The organism is Methylobacterium sp. C33D (assembly GCF_053345825.1).
In genome coordinates this window covers 19331-36648 of the sequence record NZ_JBKFAV010000019.1, presented here as the reverse complement: position 1 = coordinate 36648, position 17318 = coordinate 19331, and the positions used below count along the sequence as shown (strand labels likewise).

The window sequence follows — 17318 nt, the reverse complement described above, 5'->3', positions numbered from 1 at the left end:
ACGATGCGCCGGGCTCCGCGGCGCATCGTTACGGGGGTGCCCCGGCGGGGCGCCCCCGGTGGTCGTCACGCTCAGGCGGCCTTGCGGCCCTTGCGCTCGCGCTCGGCCATGGCGCCGGGCTGGCCCAGGCCGATCGCCTTGGCGAGGGCGGAGCGCTGCTCGGCGTAGCTCGGGGCAACCATCGGGTAATCGGCCGGCAGGCCGTAGCGGTCGCGGTAGCTGCGCGGATCCAGGCCGTGGCTGGTCAGGTGGCGCTTCAGAGTCTTGTAGGTCTTGCCGTCGATGAAGCTGACGATCCCGTCGTGCCGGACCGACTTGCGGATCTGGGCCGCGGTCGGCTTCTCGACCTCGGCCTGCGGAGCCGCCCCGATCTCCGCCGTCAGAGTCCCGGTGACGAGCCCGCTGATCGCGCCGTGCACGCGCGCGATCAGAGCCGGCAATTCGGCGGCCGGGACCGGATTGTTCGACACGTAGGCGGCGACGATATCGCCCGCCAGCTCGATGAAGTTGGAGTTGGGCCCTGTGGTTTCTTCTGTCACTGCAAGATTCCTGGTGTGCCCCTCACCCGGGATCTGCTACTTTTGAGCACTGAATGCAAGTTACAAAACCGGTGGTGGGCCGCTTCCGGTGCATGATTGGGGTGCCTTCCGCGGAGAGCGGACACGTAGTTCTGGCGATTTCCGGCAGAGTATTTCCGAGCGCCTCCCGGGGGCGCCTATCGACTGCGGTAGTGTTTCCACTCTGCGGAACGACCAGAACGTGCATCTGGCGGAGCCGAAGCCGGAGCGCGCCGGCGGGTGGGGTATTCCGCCGTGATCCGCGGTGACGCGGCGGCCCGGCCGTGGCATGGCCCGACCATGCTGATGCTCGCCCTTCTCGTCGCCCTGCTGGCCGTCGTGGTCGCCATGTTCGTCCTGCGGCGGTGGACCGGGCGTCTGGCCTCTCTGGCGACGCTGCTGGCCGGGGCGATCATGGTCCTCTGGCTCGCCGAGGTCGGGCTGCTTCCCGGGACCCAGGGGCCGTTGACGGCCTATCGCCCGCTCGTGCCCGGCCTCGACCGGTAACGGTTCGGTAAGCGTGCCGGACGGAGCATGGGGCATGCCCACGCTCTCCGCCCCGCGCCTGCTCACGTTCCTGGTGTCGGCCGTGCTGATCGGCCTCGCCGTCGCCAGCCTGTACACGCGCGTCCCGATGGTCGGAAAGACCGTCGTGGCGCACCGGCAATGGTTCTTCATCGGCGCCTACGTCCTGCTCGCCCTCGGGGTGACCACCCGCAGCCTGTAGCCGGACCGCGCCGCGGTCCGTTCGCGGCCGCCCGCCGCGTCGAGGAGGCCGGAATGACCCTGAAGACCACCTATCTGGTGCAGCCGTTCGAGCTGCACCGGAACCGCCTGCGCCCGGCTCGCCAGGAGCCCGCGCAGAGCGAGTTCGGTGCCCTCAAGAAGGCGGAGGCGCTGGCCGCCCGCATGCCGGGCGCGGCGGCCCTCAAGGTCGTGGCCGACGACGAGACCGGCGAGCTCGAGGGCATCACGATCCTCGGCCAGTTCGGGACCGTTCCGGACGACTTCGCCGAGAGCCTGCTGGGAAGCTGACGCCGCCCGCGGGCCCCGGCTTACAAGCGGCCCCGTCTGAGGGTGCGACACGGGCGACCCCGGATTGCAGCCCTCCGGAAACTACGTAGAAACAGCGGAGACAGATTCTTGCGGGCTCCGGCGCTCGCTGAGCTCGCATCCGTGCCCCGATACTTCATCGACCTCCACGACGGCGCCAACTTGGTTCGCGACCGCGACGGCTTCGATCTTCCGGATCTCGCCGCCGCGCGGGCGCAGGCGGTGCGCATCCTGACCCGCCTCGCGCAGGGCCTGACCGATCCGATGGAGCGGCAGGACTACGTGATCGCCGTGCGCGACGAGCAGGGCGCGGTCCGCCTGCGCCTGCGGCTCTCCTACGATGTCGAGGGCGGCTGAGGGCGCGGCTGAGGGGGCGGCCGGTGCGCAGGTCGGGAAAGGTCGGCGCCCGGCCGCGTTGACGGAGGTCGGCGCGGGGCGGACAGGAGATCGCATGCGACGTTCAACAGGTCTGACCGGCCCCCTCGCGGCGGCGCTCCTGCTGCTCGGTCCCGCCGGGCAGGCGTCGGCGCAGACGGCGCAGACGGCGCCGCCCCCGCCGCCGGGCTCCGCCGCGGCGACGGCCGACAACGCCGTGCTGCTGACGGTCTTCCTGCGCCACGACCAGTCCCGCCCGCTGGCGGAGCTGAACGCGCAGCTCGCCAAGCAGGGCTTCTACAAGGCCTTCCCGCCGCCGGGCATCGAGGTCGTCTCCTGGAACGTCGTCATGGGGATCGGGCAGATCATCGTCCTGCGGCTGCCCGCCACCCGCCTGCGCGAGGTCAACCGCGTCCTCGAGGACACCGCCTGGGGGGCGTACCGCACCGAGTTCTTCCCGACCTACGATTACAAGGCCGTGGGCCTCGCGGAGCACGAGAAGGCGCGCTGAGGGCCGTCCCGGCCGCCTCAGGCCGGGATTGTGCTACCCGGGCCGACCGGTCCTTGGTCCGGCGCGTCGTCCCACAGGTAGGGGTGGCCGAGTCGCTTGGCCGCGTACATCGCCGCGTCCGCCCGCTCCACCAGGTCCTGCGCCCGGGTGGCGTGCAGGGGCGCGCAGGCCACCCCGATCGCCGCGCCGATGCGGATCGGCGACCCGGTGCCGAGATCGTAGGGCTCGGCGAGGCGCGCCTGGAGACGCAGGGCGAAGCCGAGGGCCGGCGCCGGCGCCGCGTCGCCGAGCAGGATGGTGAACTCGTCGCCCCCGAGCCGCGCGGCGCAATCCCCCGCGCCGAGCGCCGCCCGCAGGCGTTCGGCCAGCCGTTGCAGCAGCGCGTCGCCCGCCGCGTGCCCGTGGCGGTCGTTCACCGGCTTGAAGCCGTCGAGGTCGAGGCACAGCAGCGCGCAGGGCGCGCCGTCGCGGTCGGCCAGGGTCCGGTCGAGCCGGGCCGCGAAGTGGTGGCGGTTCGGCAGGCCGGTCAGCGGGTCGTGGTGGGCCATGTAGCGCAGGAGCGACTCCGCCCGGCGGCGCTCGGTCACGTCCTCCCACAGGGCGGTCCAGCCGCCGCCGGCCTGCGGGTGCAGCGTGATCGCGACCTGGCGCCCGTCCGCGAGCGTCTGTACCACGGCGTCGGTCGTGCCCCGGGCGAGGAGCCGCCGCCGCGCCGCCCAGAGGCCGCAGGGATCCCGGTCGGCCGGGACCGCCCCGGCGGCGCTCGCCGCACCCACCGCCCGGGCATGCATGCCGGGCCGGATCCGGTTCGCGGGCGGGCCGAACAGGCGCCGGAACCCGTCGCTCATGAACAGCAGCCGGTCGGCGGAATCGAACAGGCACAGGCCGTGCGGCAGCGAGTCCAGCGCCTGAACGATACCGGGTCCGAGCTTCCGCCCGCGGTCGAGCCCGTCCTGGCGCCGGTCGCAGGCCACCTGCCGGTGGCGCCGCGCCAGCCTCGCCGCCGCCCTGCCCGCCTCCGCCGCCATGGCCGCTCCCCCGAAGCGCCCGACAGCGTCGTCGGGCGATCGCCGGATCGTGCCGGCTCGGAAATTAGTCTCCGGTCTTCATAGAATGGGATTCCTTTCGCCAACCTTGACGAAAGTCGTGCGCGTTGAGCGATCCGCGCCGAGATTGACCAGCCGCAAGTTGAGACCGCGATCCCGATGCGCGAACTCTGTCGGTCGACGGGTCAGCGCGGTCGAGCCGCGCCGACGTCCCGGCCGCCGCCGCGGGGGCCCGGGACGACGTCTATCGGAGGCGGGTCAGGGCGCGTCGTGCCGGTCGTGGTGGCCGTCGAGCACCGTGTCGCTGGTCGGGACCGTCGCGGCGACGGCCTCGGCGCGCCGGAGATCCGGCGCGGTCGCCTCCTCCACGAAGGCCGCCACGGCCTCGGTCAGCGGCAGCGTGCGGGTCTGCTGGCTGCCGAGCCGCCGGATCGAGACCGTGCGCTCCTCCGCCTCGCGGCGGCCGAGCGCCAGCAGCACCGGCACTTTGGCGAGCGAGTGCTCGCGGACCTTGTAGTTGATCTTCTCGTTGCGCAGATCCGCCTCGACCCGCAGGCCCGCGCGCTCCAGGGTGCGGATGACGTCCCGGGCGTAGGCGTCGGCCTCGCCGGTGATCGTCGCCACCACGACCTGGACCGGCGCCAGCCACAGGGGGAAGTGCCCGGCGAAGTGCTCGATCAGGATGCCGGTGAAGCGCTCCATCGAGCCGCAGATCGCCCGGTGGACCATCACGGGCGGCTTCCGGGCACCGTCGGCGTCGATGTAGAAGGCGCCGAACCGCTCGGGCAGGTTGAAGTCCACCTGCGTGGTGCCGCATTGCCAGTCGCGGCCGATCGCGTCGCGCAGCACGTACTCGAATTTGGGCCCGTAGAACGCGCCCTCCCCCGGGTTGACCGCCGTCTTGATCCGGCCGGCCGACTGCTCCTCGATCTGGGCCAGCACGCGGGTCATCACGTCCTCGGCGTGGTCCCAGAGCGCGTCGGAGCCGACGCGCTTCTCGGGCCGCGTCGAGAGCTTCACGACGATCTGGTCGAAGCCGAAATCCGCGTAGGTCGAGAGGATCAGGTCGTTGATCTTCAGGCACTCGTCGGCGAGCTGGTCCTCGGTGCAGAAGACGTGGGCGTCGTCCTGCGTGAAGCCGCGCACGCGCATCAGCCCGTGCATGGCGCCCGACGGCTCGTAGCGGTGGACGATCCCGAACTCGGCCATGCGCAGGGGCAGGTCGCGGTAGGATTTCAGCCCGTGCTTGAAGATCTGCACGTGGCCCGGGCAGTTCATCGGCTTGAGGGCGAACCAGCGCTTGTCCTCGGCCTCCTCGCCGGCGGACTGCGCGGCGAACATGTTCTCCCGGTACCAGCCCCAGTGGCCGGAGGTCTCCCACAGGGCCTTGTCGAGGATCTGCGGGGCGTTCACCTCGGCGTAGTCGCCGCGCAGGCGCCGGCGCATGTAGGCGATCAGCTCCTGGAAGATCGTCCAGCCCTTGGCGTGCCAGAAGACGACGCCCGGCCCCTCCTCCTGGAAGTGGAACAGGTCCATCTCGCGGCCGAGGCGGCGGTGGTCCCGGCGCTCGGCCTCCTCCAGCCGGTGCAGGTAGCCGTCGAGATCGGCCTGGTTCGCCCAGGCCGTCCCGTAGATGCGGGTCAGCATCGGGTTGTTCGAATCACCCCGCCAGTAGGCGCCCGCGACCTTCATCAGCTTGAAGGCGGTGCCGACCTTGGCCGTCGAGGTCATGTGCGGGCCGCGGCAGAGGTCGAACCACTCGCCCTGGCGGTAGATCTTCAGGTCCTCGCCCGGCGGGATCGCGTCGACCAGCTCGACCTTGAAGCCCTCCCCCTTGCCGGCGAACAGCGCCCGCACGTCCTCGCGCTTCCAGACTTCCTTGGTGAACGGAGCATCGCGCGCGATGATCTCGCGCATCTTCGCCTCGATCTTCGGGAAGTCCTCGGGCGTGAACGGGGTCTCGCGGTGGAAGTCGTAGTAGAAGCCGTTCTCGATCACCGGGCCGATCGTGACCTGCGTCTCCGGCCAGAGCGCCTGCACGGCCTCGGCGAGCACGTGCGCGCAGTCGTGGCGGATCAGCTCCAGGCTGCGCGGGTCGGTGCGATCCAGGAACTCGATGCGGGCATCGCGGTCGATCGGGTCGTCGAGATCGGCGAGCGTGCCGTCGAGCGCCATGGCGACGGTGCGCTTGGCCAGCGACTTGGCGATGCCCTCGACGACAGTGCGGCCGGTCGTGCCGGCGGCGATCTCCCGCGTGTTGCCGTCGGGGAAGGTGAGAATCGGCATGTGCGCGCGTCTCCGGGCTCAGTCCTGCATACGGCGCAGGTAAGCGGTTTCGAGGGAGCGGCCGTGTAGACCGATTTCTCGGGCGAGGGAACAACGGTGCGGCGCAACTCCACGCATCCCTGGCCTTCGTCCGCCGTTCGGGTGCGCGTCATCGTCCCCGCGCGCCGTCCGGCCCCGGGGGCATGGCCCGGGAGACCACACGAGGGACGCGGGACGCCGCGGACAGGAAGAGCGAAATAGGAAAAACGGTCACGATCGGAAGGCCGCGGGTCGTCTCGGCGCGTGAGTGCGAGACGCGGGTCCCCTCTCCCGCAGGGGAGAGGGGGCACGGCGCGGATGTCCCGATCGGGGACGCCCGCCGTCCTGACCGCCGCAGCACGATCGGGAGCGGCCCTGGGATGACGCGCCTCCCCCAATGCCGGGGCCGGGGCTGGCGGGCGGCCCCGTCCGGCGACATGCTGGCGCGGCGCCTCCCCCCGCAGGGACGGGCGGGCGGCCGGACACTCGGAACAGGGACACCCGCATGGCCGCGCGCCTCGCCCTCCTCGGCCTCGGCGCGATGGGGCACCCCATCGCCCGCAACCTCGCGGCCAAGCGGGATTCCGACGCCGAGACGCTCGTGGCGATCGACACCGACCCGGCGCGCCTCGCCGGCCTCGCCGCGCCGGGCCTCGTCGCCACCACCGATCCCGGCCAGGCCGCCGGCGCCGACGTGCTGTTCCTGTGCCTGCCGAACGGCGACGCCGTCGAGGCGGCCCTCCTCGGGGACGGCGCCCTGGCGGAGCGCCTCGCCCCGGGGGCGGTCGTGGTCGATCTCAGCACCATCGCGCACGCCCAGGCCCTGGCAATCGGCCGCGCCGTGGCGGCGACCGGGCGCGCCTTCGTCGACGCGCCCGTCTCGGGCGCGCCGGCCGGCGCCGAGGCCGGGACGCTCACCGTGATGTGCGGCGGCGCGGCCGGGGCGGTCGCGCGGGTGCGCCCGCTCCTGGAGCGGATCGGCACGACGATCCTCCACATGGGCCCGGCCGGGTCCGGCCAGCTCACCAAGACGATCAACAACGTGCTCTACGACATCAACATCGCGGCGCTCGCCGAAGTGCTGCCGATGGCCGTCGCCATGGGGCTCGACCCGGATCAGGTCGCCCAGGTGGTCACGACGGGCACGAGCCGGAGCTACGCGGCGCAGTACTTCGTGCCGCGCATCCTCCGGGGCCAGTTCGACGAGGGCTACCCGATGGGGGCGGCCTACAAGGACCTCGTCGCCGCCGCGGCGGTCGCGGTGGAGAACGGCTTCCCGATGCCGGTCACCGCGGCCGCCACCGCCACCTACCAGACCGCGCTGCGCCAGGGTCACGGCGACCGGGACAAGGGCGCCATGGTGCTGCCGTTCGAGGACCTGCTCGGGGTCCGGGTGCGGTCGCGTCCGTAGGGGCCGGCCGCAGGGGCCATCGGGCGGTCGATCCCGGCCGTCCCGCCCGCGCCCTGGATCTCACGGCAGCCCGAGCACGTCCTTCAGCGGCACCACCGCCAGGACCTGACCCGACGCGTCGGCGATCTCGAAGGACTGGCCGGCCAGCACCGCGCCGTCGACCTGCTGGATCTCCAAGAGCGCCCGGGCGGAGCGCTCGGCCTCGGTGCGGGCGGCGTCGAGGTCGGGCAGGTCGGCGCCGTCGAGATCCTCGACCAGCCACTGACCGTCCCGGATGTGCAGGTAGAAGTGCGGCATAACCGCAGAACCGCGATTACCGCTTCCGGTTGCGTCCCGGCCGCGCTGCGCGGAAAGCGTGTGGCCTTTCGGTCACTCCGCGGCCTCGGTCTCCGGCACGGCGGCGTGGCCCGGCCGGGGCGGGAGCACCGGCGCGTCGGCGCGCTGGAGCACCTCCAGGGCTGCGTCGGCCTCCCGCTGCCGGTCCCAGAGCGCCGCGTAGACGCCCCCGGCCTCCAGCAGCTCGGCGTGGGTGCCGCGCTCGACGATGCGGCCGTGATCGAGGACCAGGATCGCGTCGGCGTTGACCACCGTCGACAGACGGTGGGCGATCACCAGGGTGGTCCGGCCGCGGCTGACCCGGTCGAGTGCCGACTGGATCTCGGCCTCCGTGAAGGAGTCGAGCGCCGAGGTCGCCTCGTCGAGGACCAGGATCGGCGGCGCCTTGAGGATCGTGCGGGCGATGGCGACCCGCTGCTTCTCGCCGCCCGAGAGCTTCAGGCCGCGCTCGCCCACCGGGGTGTCGTAGCCCTCCGGCAGCCCCGAGACGAAGCGGTCGATCTGGGCGAGGCGGGCCGCCTCCCGCAGCTCCGCGTCGGTGGCGTCGGCCCGGCCGTAGCGGATGTTGTAGCCGATCGTGTCGTTGAACAGCACCGTGTCCTGCGGGACCATGCCGATCGCCGCCCGGAGCGACGCCTGCGTCACCGCCGCGATGTCCTGCCCGTCGACGCTGATCCGGCCCGCCTGCGGCTCGTAGAACCGGAACAGCAGGCGCGAGAGCGTCGACTTGCCGGCGCCCGAGGGCCCCACCACCGCCACGGTCTGGCCCGCCGGGATCTCGAAGGTGACGCCGCGCAGGATCGGCCGCTCGGGATTGTAGGCGAAGCGCACGTCGTCGAACCGCACCGTGCCGCCCGCCACGGCGAGCGGGGCGGCGCCCGGCCGGTCGGCGATCTCGGGGTTCTGCCCGAGGATGCGGAACATGTCGTCGATGTCGATCAGCGCCTGTTTGATCTCGCGGTAGATCATGCCCATGAAGTTGAGCGGCATCGCGAGCTGCACCAGCATGGTGTTGGCCAGCACGAAGCCGCCGATCGTCGTGCGCCCCGCCAGGATGTCGCGCGCCGCGAGCCACATCACCACGGTCATGCCGAGGGTGAAGATCACCGCCTGCCCGGCGTTGAGCACGGCCAGCGACACGTAGGTCTGCGTCGAGGCCTTCTCGTACTTGGCCATCGACTCGTCGTAGCGGGCGGCCTCGCGGGCTTCCGCGCCGAAGTACTTCACCGTCTCGTAGTTGAGCAGCGAGTCGACCGCCTTGGTGTTGGCGTCCGTGTCCGACGCGTTCATCCGGCGGCGGATCGCGATCCGCCACTCGGTCGCCTTGTAGGTGAAGGCCAGGTAGGCCGCGACCGTCAGGAACGCGGTCAGCGCGTAGGTCCAGTTGAACTCGTAGGCCAGCACGCCGAGCACCAGCACGAACTCGACGATGGTCGGCACCAGGGTCAGCACCATCAGGCGCGACAGCTCCTCGATGCCGGCGCGGCCGCGCTCCAGCACCCGGGTCAGGCCGCCGGTCTTGCGCTCCAGGTGGAAGCGCAGGGACAGGCGGTGCATGTGCTCGAAGGTCTGGAGCGCCAGCCGCCGCACCGCGTGCATCGCGACCTTGGCGAACAGCCCGTCGCGCACCTGCGTCAGCGCCGACATGGCGATCCGCGAGAGGCCGTAGAGGGCGATCAGCAGCATCGGCGCGGCGAGGAGGCCGGTGGGCACGGCCTCGTCCTTGCCGCCGACCGCGGCGACCAGCGCGTCGGTGATCCACTTGAAGGTGAACGGCGTCACCATGGTCACCAGCTTGGCGGCGAGCAGCAGGCCGAAGGCCAGGAAGACCCGGCGCTGCAGGTCGGGCCGGCCGTGGGGCCAGAGATGCGGCCAGAGCCGCCGGTAGGTGGCGATCAGGCCGGGGCGCTCGGCCGGGATCGGCGTCCCGGCCGCGGGCGCGGTGTTGTCGGTCATGGGGTTCTGCGGGGAGCGTGTCGCGAGCCCCGCATATAGGCCCGGGATCGCGCGGGATCACCCGCGCTGCGTGCATGTCCCCTCTCACGCGCGCCAGAACGGCTTCGCGATCTCGGCGCGCAGGTCCCAGGGTTCCAGGCCGGCATCGCGGGCCTGGTCGGGGTGGAGCGCCGCCAGGGCGCGGCGGGTGCGGATCCGCCGCAGCCACGTGCGGAGCAGGGACGGGCGCGCGGTCGGACGCGGGACGGCGGGCGAGGAGGACAGGGTGACGGCTTGCATCGCAGACGATCCGGTGACGGGAAGGCAGTCCGGCCGGGATTGCTGGCGGAGCATTGATCCGATACAAATCTCGGATCAATCGAAACATTGACCTCGGAGCAATTATGCGCCCCGCGGATTACCGCACCGTCGCCGACGCGATCGCGGCCGACATCGCGGCGGGCCGGCTCCGCCCCGGCGCGCGGCTGCCGCCGCAGCGCGACTTCGCCTACGCGCGGGGCATCGCGGTCTCGACGGCGAGCCGCGTCTACGCCGAGCTGGCCCGCCGGGGGCTGGTGACCGGCGAGGTCGGGCGCGGCACCTATGTCCGCAGCGAGCCGGGGCGCGCCGGGTTGCTCCGCCCGGAGCCGCCCCCGGCCGCCCTCGATCTGCAGCGGACCCACTCGCGCCTGCCCGAGCAGGAGGCGGTCCTGGCCGAGACCCTGGCGGCGCTCGCCCGCGACGACGGCCAGATCGGCTTCACGCAGTACGGGCCGGCGGGCACGCCGTCGGCTCAGGCCATCGCCGCCGGGTTCCTGTCGCGGGCGGGCTACGCTCCCGATCCCGCCGACATCCTGTTCACCGGCAACGGCCGGCAGGCGCTGGCCGCCGCCCTGGCGGCCCTGGCGGCGCCCGGCGAGCGGATCGGCTGCGAGCCCCTGACCTATCCGGGCGTGAAGGGCATCGCGGCGCGGCTCGGCATCGCGCTGGTCCCGCTCGCCATGGACGCCGAGGGCGTCTGCCCCGAGGCGCTGCTCCAGGCCCACCGGGCGACCCCGCTGAGCGGCGTCTATCTCCAGCCGACCCTGCACAATCCCCTCGGCGCCACGATGGGGCCGGCGCGCCGGGCCGCCCTCGCGGAGGTGCTGGAGCGGACCGGGCTCACCGCCGTCGAGGACGCGGTCTACAGCTTCCTGGCCGAGGCGCCGCCGCTCGCCGGCCTCGCGCCGGACCGGGTGATCTTCGTGGACAGCCTGTCGAAGCGGGTGATGCCGGCGCTGACCGTCGGCCTGATCGCCGCGCCGCCGTCCCTCACCGACCGGCTCGCCGCCTCCGTCCGCCAGGGCGCCTGGACGGTGCTCGGCCTGTCGCTCGCGGCCGGCATGCACTGGATGGCCGGCGGCTCGGCGGCGGCGCTGGCCGAGGCCAAGCGCCGGGACGCCGCGGCCCGGCAGGCCCTCGCCCGGGCCGCGCTCGCCGACCTGCGCGTGGTGGGCGATCCGCAGGCCTACCACCTCTGGCTGGAACTGCCCGAGACGTGGCGGGCCGAGGCCTACGCGGCCGCGGCCCTGCGCCAGGGCATCGCCCTCCTCCCGGCCTCGTCCTTCGCGGTCCATCCCGGCCACGCGCCGAACGCGGTGCGCCTCGCCCTGGCCTCGCCGTCACGCGAGGAGCTCGACCGGGCGCTGCGCGGCCTGCGCCGCCTGGCCTTCGCGGGCGACGACCAGGTGGTGGAGTAGGCGGCGCCGCTCAGCCGCGCTTGTCGTTGGGCAGCACGAAGATCTGGCCCGGGTAGATCAGGTCCGGATCGCGGATCTGGTTCTGGTTGGCGTCGTAGATCACCGTGTAGCGCTCGCCCCGGCCGTAGGTGCGCTGGCTGATCCGCCAGAGATTGTCGCCGCGGGTGATCCGGGCCGTGCTGATCTCCGGCACGAACACCGCGCCGACCCGGTCCGGCTCCGCCATGTCGGCCACCCGGGCATTCGAGACGGCGGCCGGGGGCGAGGCCGCCGACCGGTCCTGCCCGGCACCGTCCCGACCGGAACCGGCCCGATCGCGCCCGCCGTGATCCCGCGCGCCGCTCTGGGCGGGCGACGGTGCGGGCTCGGCGGTCTCCCGGGCGGCGACCTGCGTCGGCTCCGGCACCGCGAGGGGGACCGCCGCGCGGCTGGCGACCTTGCCGGTGGCCGGATCGACCTGGTCGATCCGCACCTGATACTGCCCGGGCTTGATCCCGCGCCCGATCGTGAAGGTCGCGCGGCCGTCCGGCCCGATGCTGCCCGGGGCGATCAGCGTGTCGTTGAGGTAGAGCTGGATCCGCGCCCCCGGCGCGCCCGTGGCCGTCACGAACAGGCGGCCGTTGCCCTGCACGTCCACGCTGGCGATCCGGGTCGGCGCCGACCCGGGTGCTGCGGCCTCGCGGGTCTCCCCGCCCCCGGCCGGCCGCCCGGCCGGCGTCGCGTCGGAGGCCCCGGTGCCCGGCGCCGTGCCGGGGCCCGTGCCGGATCCCGGGCCGCCCTTCGCGTCGGCCATCGCGCCGGGCGCGCCGGGCTGCGACAGCACGACGGTCGCGGCGTCCGGGGCGGTCAGGGCCACGAGGGGCTGGCGGTCCCGCCCGGGGGCGACGTTGACCGCGACGCTCTGCTGCGACTCGGTCGCGTGCCCGTCCGTTCCGGTCATGCGCAGGCGGAGGGTGCTGGCGCCCGCCGGCAGGGCCGGCGGCACGATCGCGAACTGGCCGTTGGCATCGGCCTTCGCCCGGGCCACGGGCTTGCCGTCGACCAGCATCTCGATCGCGGCGTCCGGCGCGCCCCGGCCGGCCACCACGGCGTCGCCGTTCGGCTCGACGCGGACGATGTCGAAAAGCGGCGCTTCGGCCGCCTCCGGCAGGCGCGCGTCCCGGCCCGGACCGCCCTGCGGCGCCCCGGCGGTGCCGGCGCGCGGATCCTGCGGGAGCGCGGCCACGGGGCCCGTTCCCGGCGCCGGGCTCGCGCGGCCCGGCTTGTCGTCGCGGAAGTCGATCGTCGGGTCGGTGCGGCCCGCCAGGGCGCCCGGATCGGCGAGGCCGCGCAGGCTGCCGCTCGGCGCCGACGACGCGGCCGGCTCGGGACTGCCGCGGCCGGTGAGCCGCCGCAGGGAGTCGCCGCCGAACAGCGCCAGCACGAGTCCGAGTCCGCCGAGGAGGCCGGCGAGCGCCAGGGCGAGACTGCGCCGCACCTGTCTCGACATCGCCACGATGGCCTCCCCTCATCCTGCCGCCGCCCGGCGGGCGGCCATCCGCCCGCGCGAAAACCCGTCGACGGCGCCGCCCATAATACCGTACATGGTCCCCACACCAAGCCGTCCTGCCGCCCAGGCGGGCGAATCCCACGCGAATTCAGCAGTTTGGCACGTGGAGTGCCGGGCAGGGGCGCGTTCTGGACGGCTCGCAACGGACGCGCGAGGAGGGCGCCGGATGGCTCCGGTGAGGACAGTCTGTGTCTATTGCGGCTCCGGCTTCGGCCGCGACCCGGCCTTCCGCGAGGCCGCCGAGACCCTCGGGACCGCCGTCGCGCAGGCCGGGATGGGCCTCGTCTACGGCGGCGGCGATGTCGGGCTGATGGGCACGGTCGCGCGGGCGGCGCTCGCCGCCGGCGGCCACGTCACCGGCATCATCCCGGACTTCCTCCAGGCACGCGAGCACATGCTGGCGGACATCCAGGAGACCGTGGTGGTCTCCGACATGCACACCCGCAAGCGCCTGATGTTCGAGCGCTCGGACGCGTTCGTGACCCTGCCGGGCGGCATCGGCACCCTGGAGGAGCTGGTCGAGCAGCTGACCTGGGCGCAGCTCGGGCGCCACCGGAAGCCGGTGGTGCTGGTCTCGGTGGCGGAGTTCTGGGCGCCGCTGCTCGCCCTGTTCGAGCACATGCGCGGCCACGGCTTCATCCGCGAGGGCCTCGACCTGAGCTACCTCGTCGCCCGGGAGGCGGCCGAGGTGGTGCCGATGCTCCGCGCGGCCGGCCACGAGCCGGACCCCCGGGCCGAGAGCATCGTCCAGCAGCGCATGTAGGCGCGCGTCGCGCGGCGATGAGGATCACGAGGATGCGGGCGTCGATGCGTGCTTCACTGCTCGCGGCCCTGCCGCTCGCCGGCCTCGCCGGCGCGGCCGCCGCCGGCCCGTCGCCGGTCCTGCAGACCCTGGACTACGCCAACACCCGCTACTCCGCCCTCGACCAGATCGACGCCGGCAATGTCGGGCGCCTGAAGGTCGCCTGGACCTTCTCCACCGGCGTCCTGCGCGGCCACGAGGGGGCGCCGATCGTGGTCGGGCACCTGATGATCGTGCACACGCCGTTCCCCAACGCGGTCTACGCCCTCGACCTCGACCAGGGCGGGAAGATCCTGTGGCGCTACGCGCCGCGGCAGGACGCGGGCGTCATCGCCGTGATGTGCTGCGACACGGTCTCCCGGGGGCTCGCCTACGCGGACGGGCGGCTGTTCCTGCAGCAGGCCGACACCACCGTGGTGGCGCTCGATCCCGAGACCGGCCGGGTGCTGTGGTCTGTGAAGAACGGCGACCCGGGCCGGGGCGAGACCAACACCGCCACCGTCCTGCCGGTGCACGGCAAGCTCATCGTCGGGCTCGCGGGCGGCGAGTACGGGGCGCGCTGCCACGTCACCGCGTACGATCAGGCCAGCGGGAAACGTCTCTGGCGCGCCTACGCCACCGGGCCGGACGCCGACATGCTGGTCGATCCGCAGACGACGACCGAACTCGGGCGCCCGGTCGGCAAGGATTCCTCCCTGAAGAGCTGGGAGGGCGACCAGTGGCGGACCGGCGGCGCCTGCAGCTGGGGCTGGTTCTCCTACGACCCGGAGCTGAACCTCGTCTACTACGGCACCGGCAATCCCTCGACCTGGAACCCGGCCCAGCGCCCCGGCGACAACCGCTGGTCCCAGGCGATCGTCGCCCGCGACGCCGACACCGGCATCGCCCGCTGGGTCTACCAGATGACCCCCCACGACCAGTGGGACTATGACGGCGTCAACGAGATGATCCTCACCGAGCAGGTGATCGACGGGCGGCCCCGCAAGGTGCTGACCCATTTCGACCGGAACGGCTTCGGCTACACGCTGGACCGGGCCACCGGCGCGCTGCTGGTGGCGGAGAAGTTCGATCCCACGGTGAACTGGGCCAGCCGCATCGCCACGGACCCGGCCGCCCCCGATTACGGCCGGCCGGTGGTCGACAGGCACTACGCCCCCGGCGAGGCCGACGAGGACGAAACGACCAAAAACATCTGCCCCGGGGCGCTGGGTGCCAAGAACCAGCAGCCCGCCGCCTACTCGCCGGTGACGCGGCTGTTCTACGTGCCGACCAACCACATGTGCATGGATTACGAGGCGTTCCGGGTGACCTACACACCCGGCCAGCCCTATGTCGGCGCGACGCTCACCCTGCACCCGCCCGAGGGCTCGGACCGGACCGGGGCGTTCATCGCCTGGGACGGCGCGAAGGGGCGGATCGCCTGGACGATCCCGGAGCCGTTCTCGGTCTGGTCGGGGGCGCTCGCGACGGCCGGCAACGTGGTCTTCTACGGCACGCTGGAGGGCTACCTGAAGGCGGTCGACGCCCGGGACGGGCACGAGCTCTACCGGTTCAAGACCCCGTCCGGGATCGTCGGCAACGTCACCACCTACCTGCACGGCGGCAAGCAGTACGTGGCGGTGCTGTCCGGGGTCGGCGGCTGGGCCGGGATCGGGCTGGCGGCCGGGCTGACCGACCCGGCCGACGGCTCGGGGGCGGTCGGCGGCTACGCGGCCCTGTCGCAGTACACGGCGCCGGGCGGGCAGCTCACGGTGTTCGAACTGCCGGATCCGGCACCGCCGGCCGGCCACTGACGAAGTCCACGAAGGCGCGCAGCGGCGCCGGCAGGTGCCGCCGGCCGGGGTAGTAGAGGAACGGGCCGGAGAAGACCTGCCACCAGGGCTCCAGCACCGGCTCCAGGGCGCCGCTGTCGAGGTGCGGCCGCAGCCAGTCCTCGAACAGGTGGACGATCCCGGTGCCGGCGATCGCGGCCTCGACCGCGAGGTCGCTGGCCCCGACGCGCACGATCAGCGGCCCGGACGGGTCCACCCGGACGATGGCGCCGTCGCGCTCGAACTCCCAGGGCGCCGTCAGGGCGCCGCTGGGGAAGCGGCCGAGCAGGCAGGCATGGGCGAGAAGATCGCGCGGATGCTCCGGCCGGCCGCGCCGGTCGAGATAGGCGGGGGCCGCCGCGGTGGCGAAACGCTGCCGCCGCGGGCCGATCGGCACCGCGATCATGTCCTGTTCCAGCCGCTCGTCGTAGCGGATGCCGGCGTCGCAGCCGGCCGCCAGCACGTCCACGAATCCGTCCTCGACGACGATCTCCAGGCGGATCTCCGGGTAGGCCGCCAGGAAGGGCGGCACGAGCGCCGGCAGCACCAGCCGGGCGGCGCTCAGCGGCACGTTCAGCCGGAGCGTGCCCGCCGGCCGGTCGCGGAACCCGTTCACCACGTCGAGGGCGGCGTCCACTTCGGCGAGGGCCGGCCCGAGCCGTTCCAGCAGGCGGGCCCCCGCCTCCGTGGGGGCGACGCTGCGGGTCGTGCGGTTCAGGAGGCGCACGCCGAGCCCCGCCTCCAGCCGGCGCACGGCCTCGCTCAGGCTCGACGCGCTCCCGCCCCCGGCGCGGGCCCCTTCGCGGAAACCGCCGGCCCGCGCCACGGTCACGAAGGCGGCGAGGTCCGTGAGGTTCTGGGTCATCGTTCGAGAATCCGCACGGCCCGTGCCGATTGTCACGGCTTATCGGCGCAAAGCGTGGCGTCTACATCCGGAGCGCCAACAGGAGATCCGTCATGACCGCCATCACCGCCGACATCGCGCAGGCCGGGACCTTCCCCCTCAGCGACCGGACCGTGAAGCGGCTGGGCTACGGGGCCATGCAGCTCGCCGGGCCGGGCGTGTTCGGCCCGCCGAAGGACCGCGCCGAAGCGGTCGCGGTGCTGCGCGGGGCGGTCGCCGCGGGCGTCGACCACATCGACACCAGCGACTTCTACGGGCCGCACGTCACCAACCAGATCATCCGCGAGGCGCTGCATCCCTATCCGGACGGGCTCGTGATCGTCACGAAGGTCGGCGCCACGCGCGGGGCCGACGCCTCGTGGAATCCGGCCTTCTCGGCGGAAGACCTCACCCGGGCGGTCCACGACAACCTGCGCAACCTCGGCGTCGACGCCCTCGACGTGGTCAACCTGCGGCTGATGTTCGACGTCCACGGCCCCGCGGAAGGGCCGATCGAGGCGCCGCTCACCGTGCTGGCGGATCTTCAGCGCCAGGGACTGATCCGCCGGATCGGCCTGAGCAACGCCACGCCCCGGCAGGTCGCGGACGGGCGCCGGATCACCGACATCGTCTGCGTGCAGAACCAGTACAACCTCGCCCACCGGGGCGACGACGCGTTCATCGACGACCTCGCGGCGGCCGGGATCGCCTACGTGCCGTTCTTCCCGCTGGGCGGGTTCAGCCCGCTGCAGTCGGACACCCTGTCGGCGGTGGCGGCCGGGCTCGGCGCGACGCCGATGCAGGTGGCGCTCGCCTGGCTGCTGCGCCGGTCGCCGAACATCCTGCTGATCCCGGGGACGTCCTCGCTCGGCCACCTGCGCGAGAATCTCGCGGCGGCGGACCTGCGCCTGCCGGCGGAGGCGGTGGCGGCGCTGGATCGGATCGGGGCGGCGTGAACGGTGATCGTTCGGACGCTTCGATCGCGGTAGCTCTCCGCGCGCGAGGA

18 protein-coding genes are annotated in these 17318 nt (G+C 73.2%); 10 read left to right on the top strand and 8 right to left on the bottom strand.

What is annotated here, in order from left to right; genetic code table 11:
- Positions 1-71: 71 nt before the first annotated feature.
- A complete protein-coding gene (locus ACLBXO_RS16590; RefSeq protein ID WP_447686030.1) occupies positions 72-539 on the bottom strand; it encodes a MucR family transcriptional regulator in 468 nt (155 codons plus the stop codon).
- Positions 540-863: 324 nt separating this feature from the next.
- On the opposite strand from ACLBXO_RS16590, the gene ACLBXO_RS16585 reads away from it, so the two are divergent.
- The 5 genes from ACLBXO_RS16585 (at position 864) to ACLBXO_RS16565 (ending at position 2496) form a co-directional block, all read left to right on the top strand.
- Entirely contained in the window at positions 864-1064 is a 201-nt protein-coding gene (locus ACLBXO_RS16585) for a hypothetical protein (protein ID WP_331316575.1), read from the top strand.
- A gap of 34 nt (positions 1065-1098) precedes the next feature.
- Entirely contained in the window at positions 1099-1284 is a 186-nt protein-coding gene (locus ACLBXO_RS16580; protein WP_331316576.1) for a hypothetical protein, read from the top strand.
- Positions 1285-1337: 53 nt separating this feature from the next.
- The gene (locus ACLBXO_RS16575; RefSeq protein ID WP_447686029.1) at positions 1338-1592 is read left to right on the top strand and encodes a hypothetical protein; all 255 of its coding nucleotides are present in this window, start codon (positions 1338-1340) and stop codon (positions 1590-1592) included.
- Between the two features lie 141 nt (positions 1593-1733).
- Entirely contained in the window at positions 1734-1967 is a 234-nt protein-coding gene (locus tag ACLBXO_RS16570) for a DUF6894 family protein (protein WP_012318900.1), read from the top strand.
- A 94-nt stretch (positions 1968-2061) separates the two neighbouring features.
- On the top strand, positions 2062-2496 hold the full coding sequence (locus ACLBXO_RS16565) for a hypothetical protein (RefSeq protein WP_447686028.1): 435 nt from the start codon (positions 2062-2064) through the stop codon (positions 2494-2496).
- Between the two features lie 17 nt (positions 2497-2513).
- Here the strand turns inward: ACLBXO_RS16565 and ACLBXO_RS16560 are convergent, their stop codons facing one another.
- Positions 2514-3524 carry a diguanylate cyclase domain-containing protein gene (locus ACLBXO_RS16560; protein WP_447686027.1) on the bottom strand — a complete coding sequence of 337 codons (1011 nt, stop codon included), beginning with the start codon at positions 3522-3524 and terminating at the stop codon, positions 2514-2516.
- 276 nt (positions 3525-3800) lie between these two features.
- Positions 3801-5828 carry a threonine--tRNA ligase gene (gene thrS, locus ACLBXO_RS16555; RefSeq protein WP_331318720.1) on the bottom strand — a complete coding sequence of 676 codons (2028 nt, stop codon included), beginning with the start codon at positions 5826-5828 and terminating at the stop codon, positions 3801-3803.
- Positions 5829-6351: 523 nt separating this feature from the next.
- Here thrS and ACLBXO_RS16550 point away from each other — a divergent pair.
- A complete protein-coding gene (locus ACLBXO_RS16550; protein WP_447686026.1) occupies positions 6352-7257 on the top strand; it encodes an NAD(P)-dependent oxidoreductase in 906 nt (301 codons plus the stop codon).
- 60 nt (positions 7258-7317) lie between these two features.
- Here ACLBXO_RS16550 and ACLBXO_RS16545 read toward each other — a convergent pair whose 3' ends face one another.
- The 3 genes from ACLBXO_RS16545 to ACLBXO_RS16535 all read right to left on the bottom strand — a co-directional run bounded on the left by ACLBXO_RS16545 (position 7318) and on the right by ACLBXO_RS16535 (position 9828).
- Positions 7318-7554 carry a DUF6894 family protein gene (locus ACLBXO_RS16545; protein ID WP_331314432.1) on the bottom strand — a complete coding sequence of 79 codons (237 nt, stop codon included), beginning with the start codon at positions 7552-7554 and terminating at the stop codon, positions 7318-7320.
- A 72-nt stretch (positions 7555-7626) separates the two neighbouring features.
- Positions 7627-9549 carry an ABCB family ABC transporter ATP-binding protein/permease gene (locus ACLBXO_RS16540; RefSeq protein ID WP_447686025.1) on the bottom strand — a complete coding sequence of 641 codons (1923 nt, stop codon included), beginning with the start codon at positions 9547-9549 and terminating at the stop codon, positions 7627-7629.
- 84 nt (positions 9550-9633) lie between these two features.
- Positions 9634-9828, bottom strand: coding sequence for a DUF1127 domain-containing protein (locus tag ACLBXO_RS16535; protein WP_331314436.1), 195 nt, complete (start codon positions 9826-9828; stop codon positions 9634-9636).
- A 104-nt stretch (positions 9829-9932) separates the two neighbouring features.
- Here ACLBXO_RS16535 and ACLBXO_RS16530 point away from each other — a divergent pair, with 104 nt between their 5' ends.
- On the top strand, positions 9933-11267 hold the full coding sequence (locus ACLBXO_RS16530; RefSeq protein WP_447686024.1) for an aminotransferase-like domain-containing protein: 1335 nt from the start codon (positions 9933-9935) through the stop codon (positions 11265-11267).
- Between the two features lie 10 nt (positions 11268-11277).
- Here ACLBXO_RS16530 and ACLBXO_RS16525 read toward each other — a convergent pair whose 3' ends face one another.
- Positions 11278-12756, bottom strand: a complete 1479-nt coding sequence (locus ACLBXO_RS16525; protein WP_447686078.1) for a LysM peptidoglycan-binding domain-containing protein — start codon at positions 12754-12756, stop codon at positions 11278-11280.
- Positions 12757-12982: 226 nt separating this feature from the next.
- Between ACLBXO_RS16525 and ACLBXO_RS16520 the strand changes: the two genes are divergently transcribed.
- Entirely contained in the window at positions 12983-13579 is a 597-nt protein-coding gene (locus ACLBXO_RS16520; RefSeq protein WP_331314439.1) for an LOG family protein, read from the top strand.
- Positions 13580-13623: 44 nt separating this feature from the next.
- Positions 13624-15411: a methanol/ethanol family PQQ-dependent dehydrogenase gene (locus ACLBXO_RS16515; protein WP_447686023.1), complete on the top strand. Its 1788-nt coding sequence runs from the start codon at positions 13624-13626 to the stop codon at positions 15409-15411.
- On the opposite strand, the gene ACLBXO_RS16510 is transcribed toward ACLBXO_RS16515, so the two are convergent.
- Positions 15365-16294: a LysR family transcriptional regulator gene (locus tag ACLBXO_RS16510; protein ID WP_447686022.1), complete on the bottom strand. Its 930-nt coding sequence runs from the start codon at positions 16292-16294 to the stop codon at positions 15365-15367. The genes ACLBXO_RS16515 and ACLBXO_RS16510 overlap by 47 nt on opposite strands.
- Positions 16295-16386: 92 nt before the next feature.
- Between ACLBXO_RS16510 and ACLBXO_RS16505 the strand changes: the two genes are divergently transcribed.
- Positions 16387-17268 (top strand): aldo/keto reductase family oxidoreductase, encoded by an 882-nt coding sequence (locus tag ACLBXO_RS16505; protein ID WP_447686021.1) that lies wholly within the window; start codon positions 16387-16389, stop codon positions 17266-17268.
- The last annotated feature ends 50 nt before the right edge of the window (positions 17269-17318 follow it).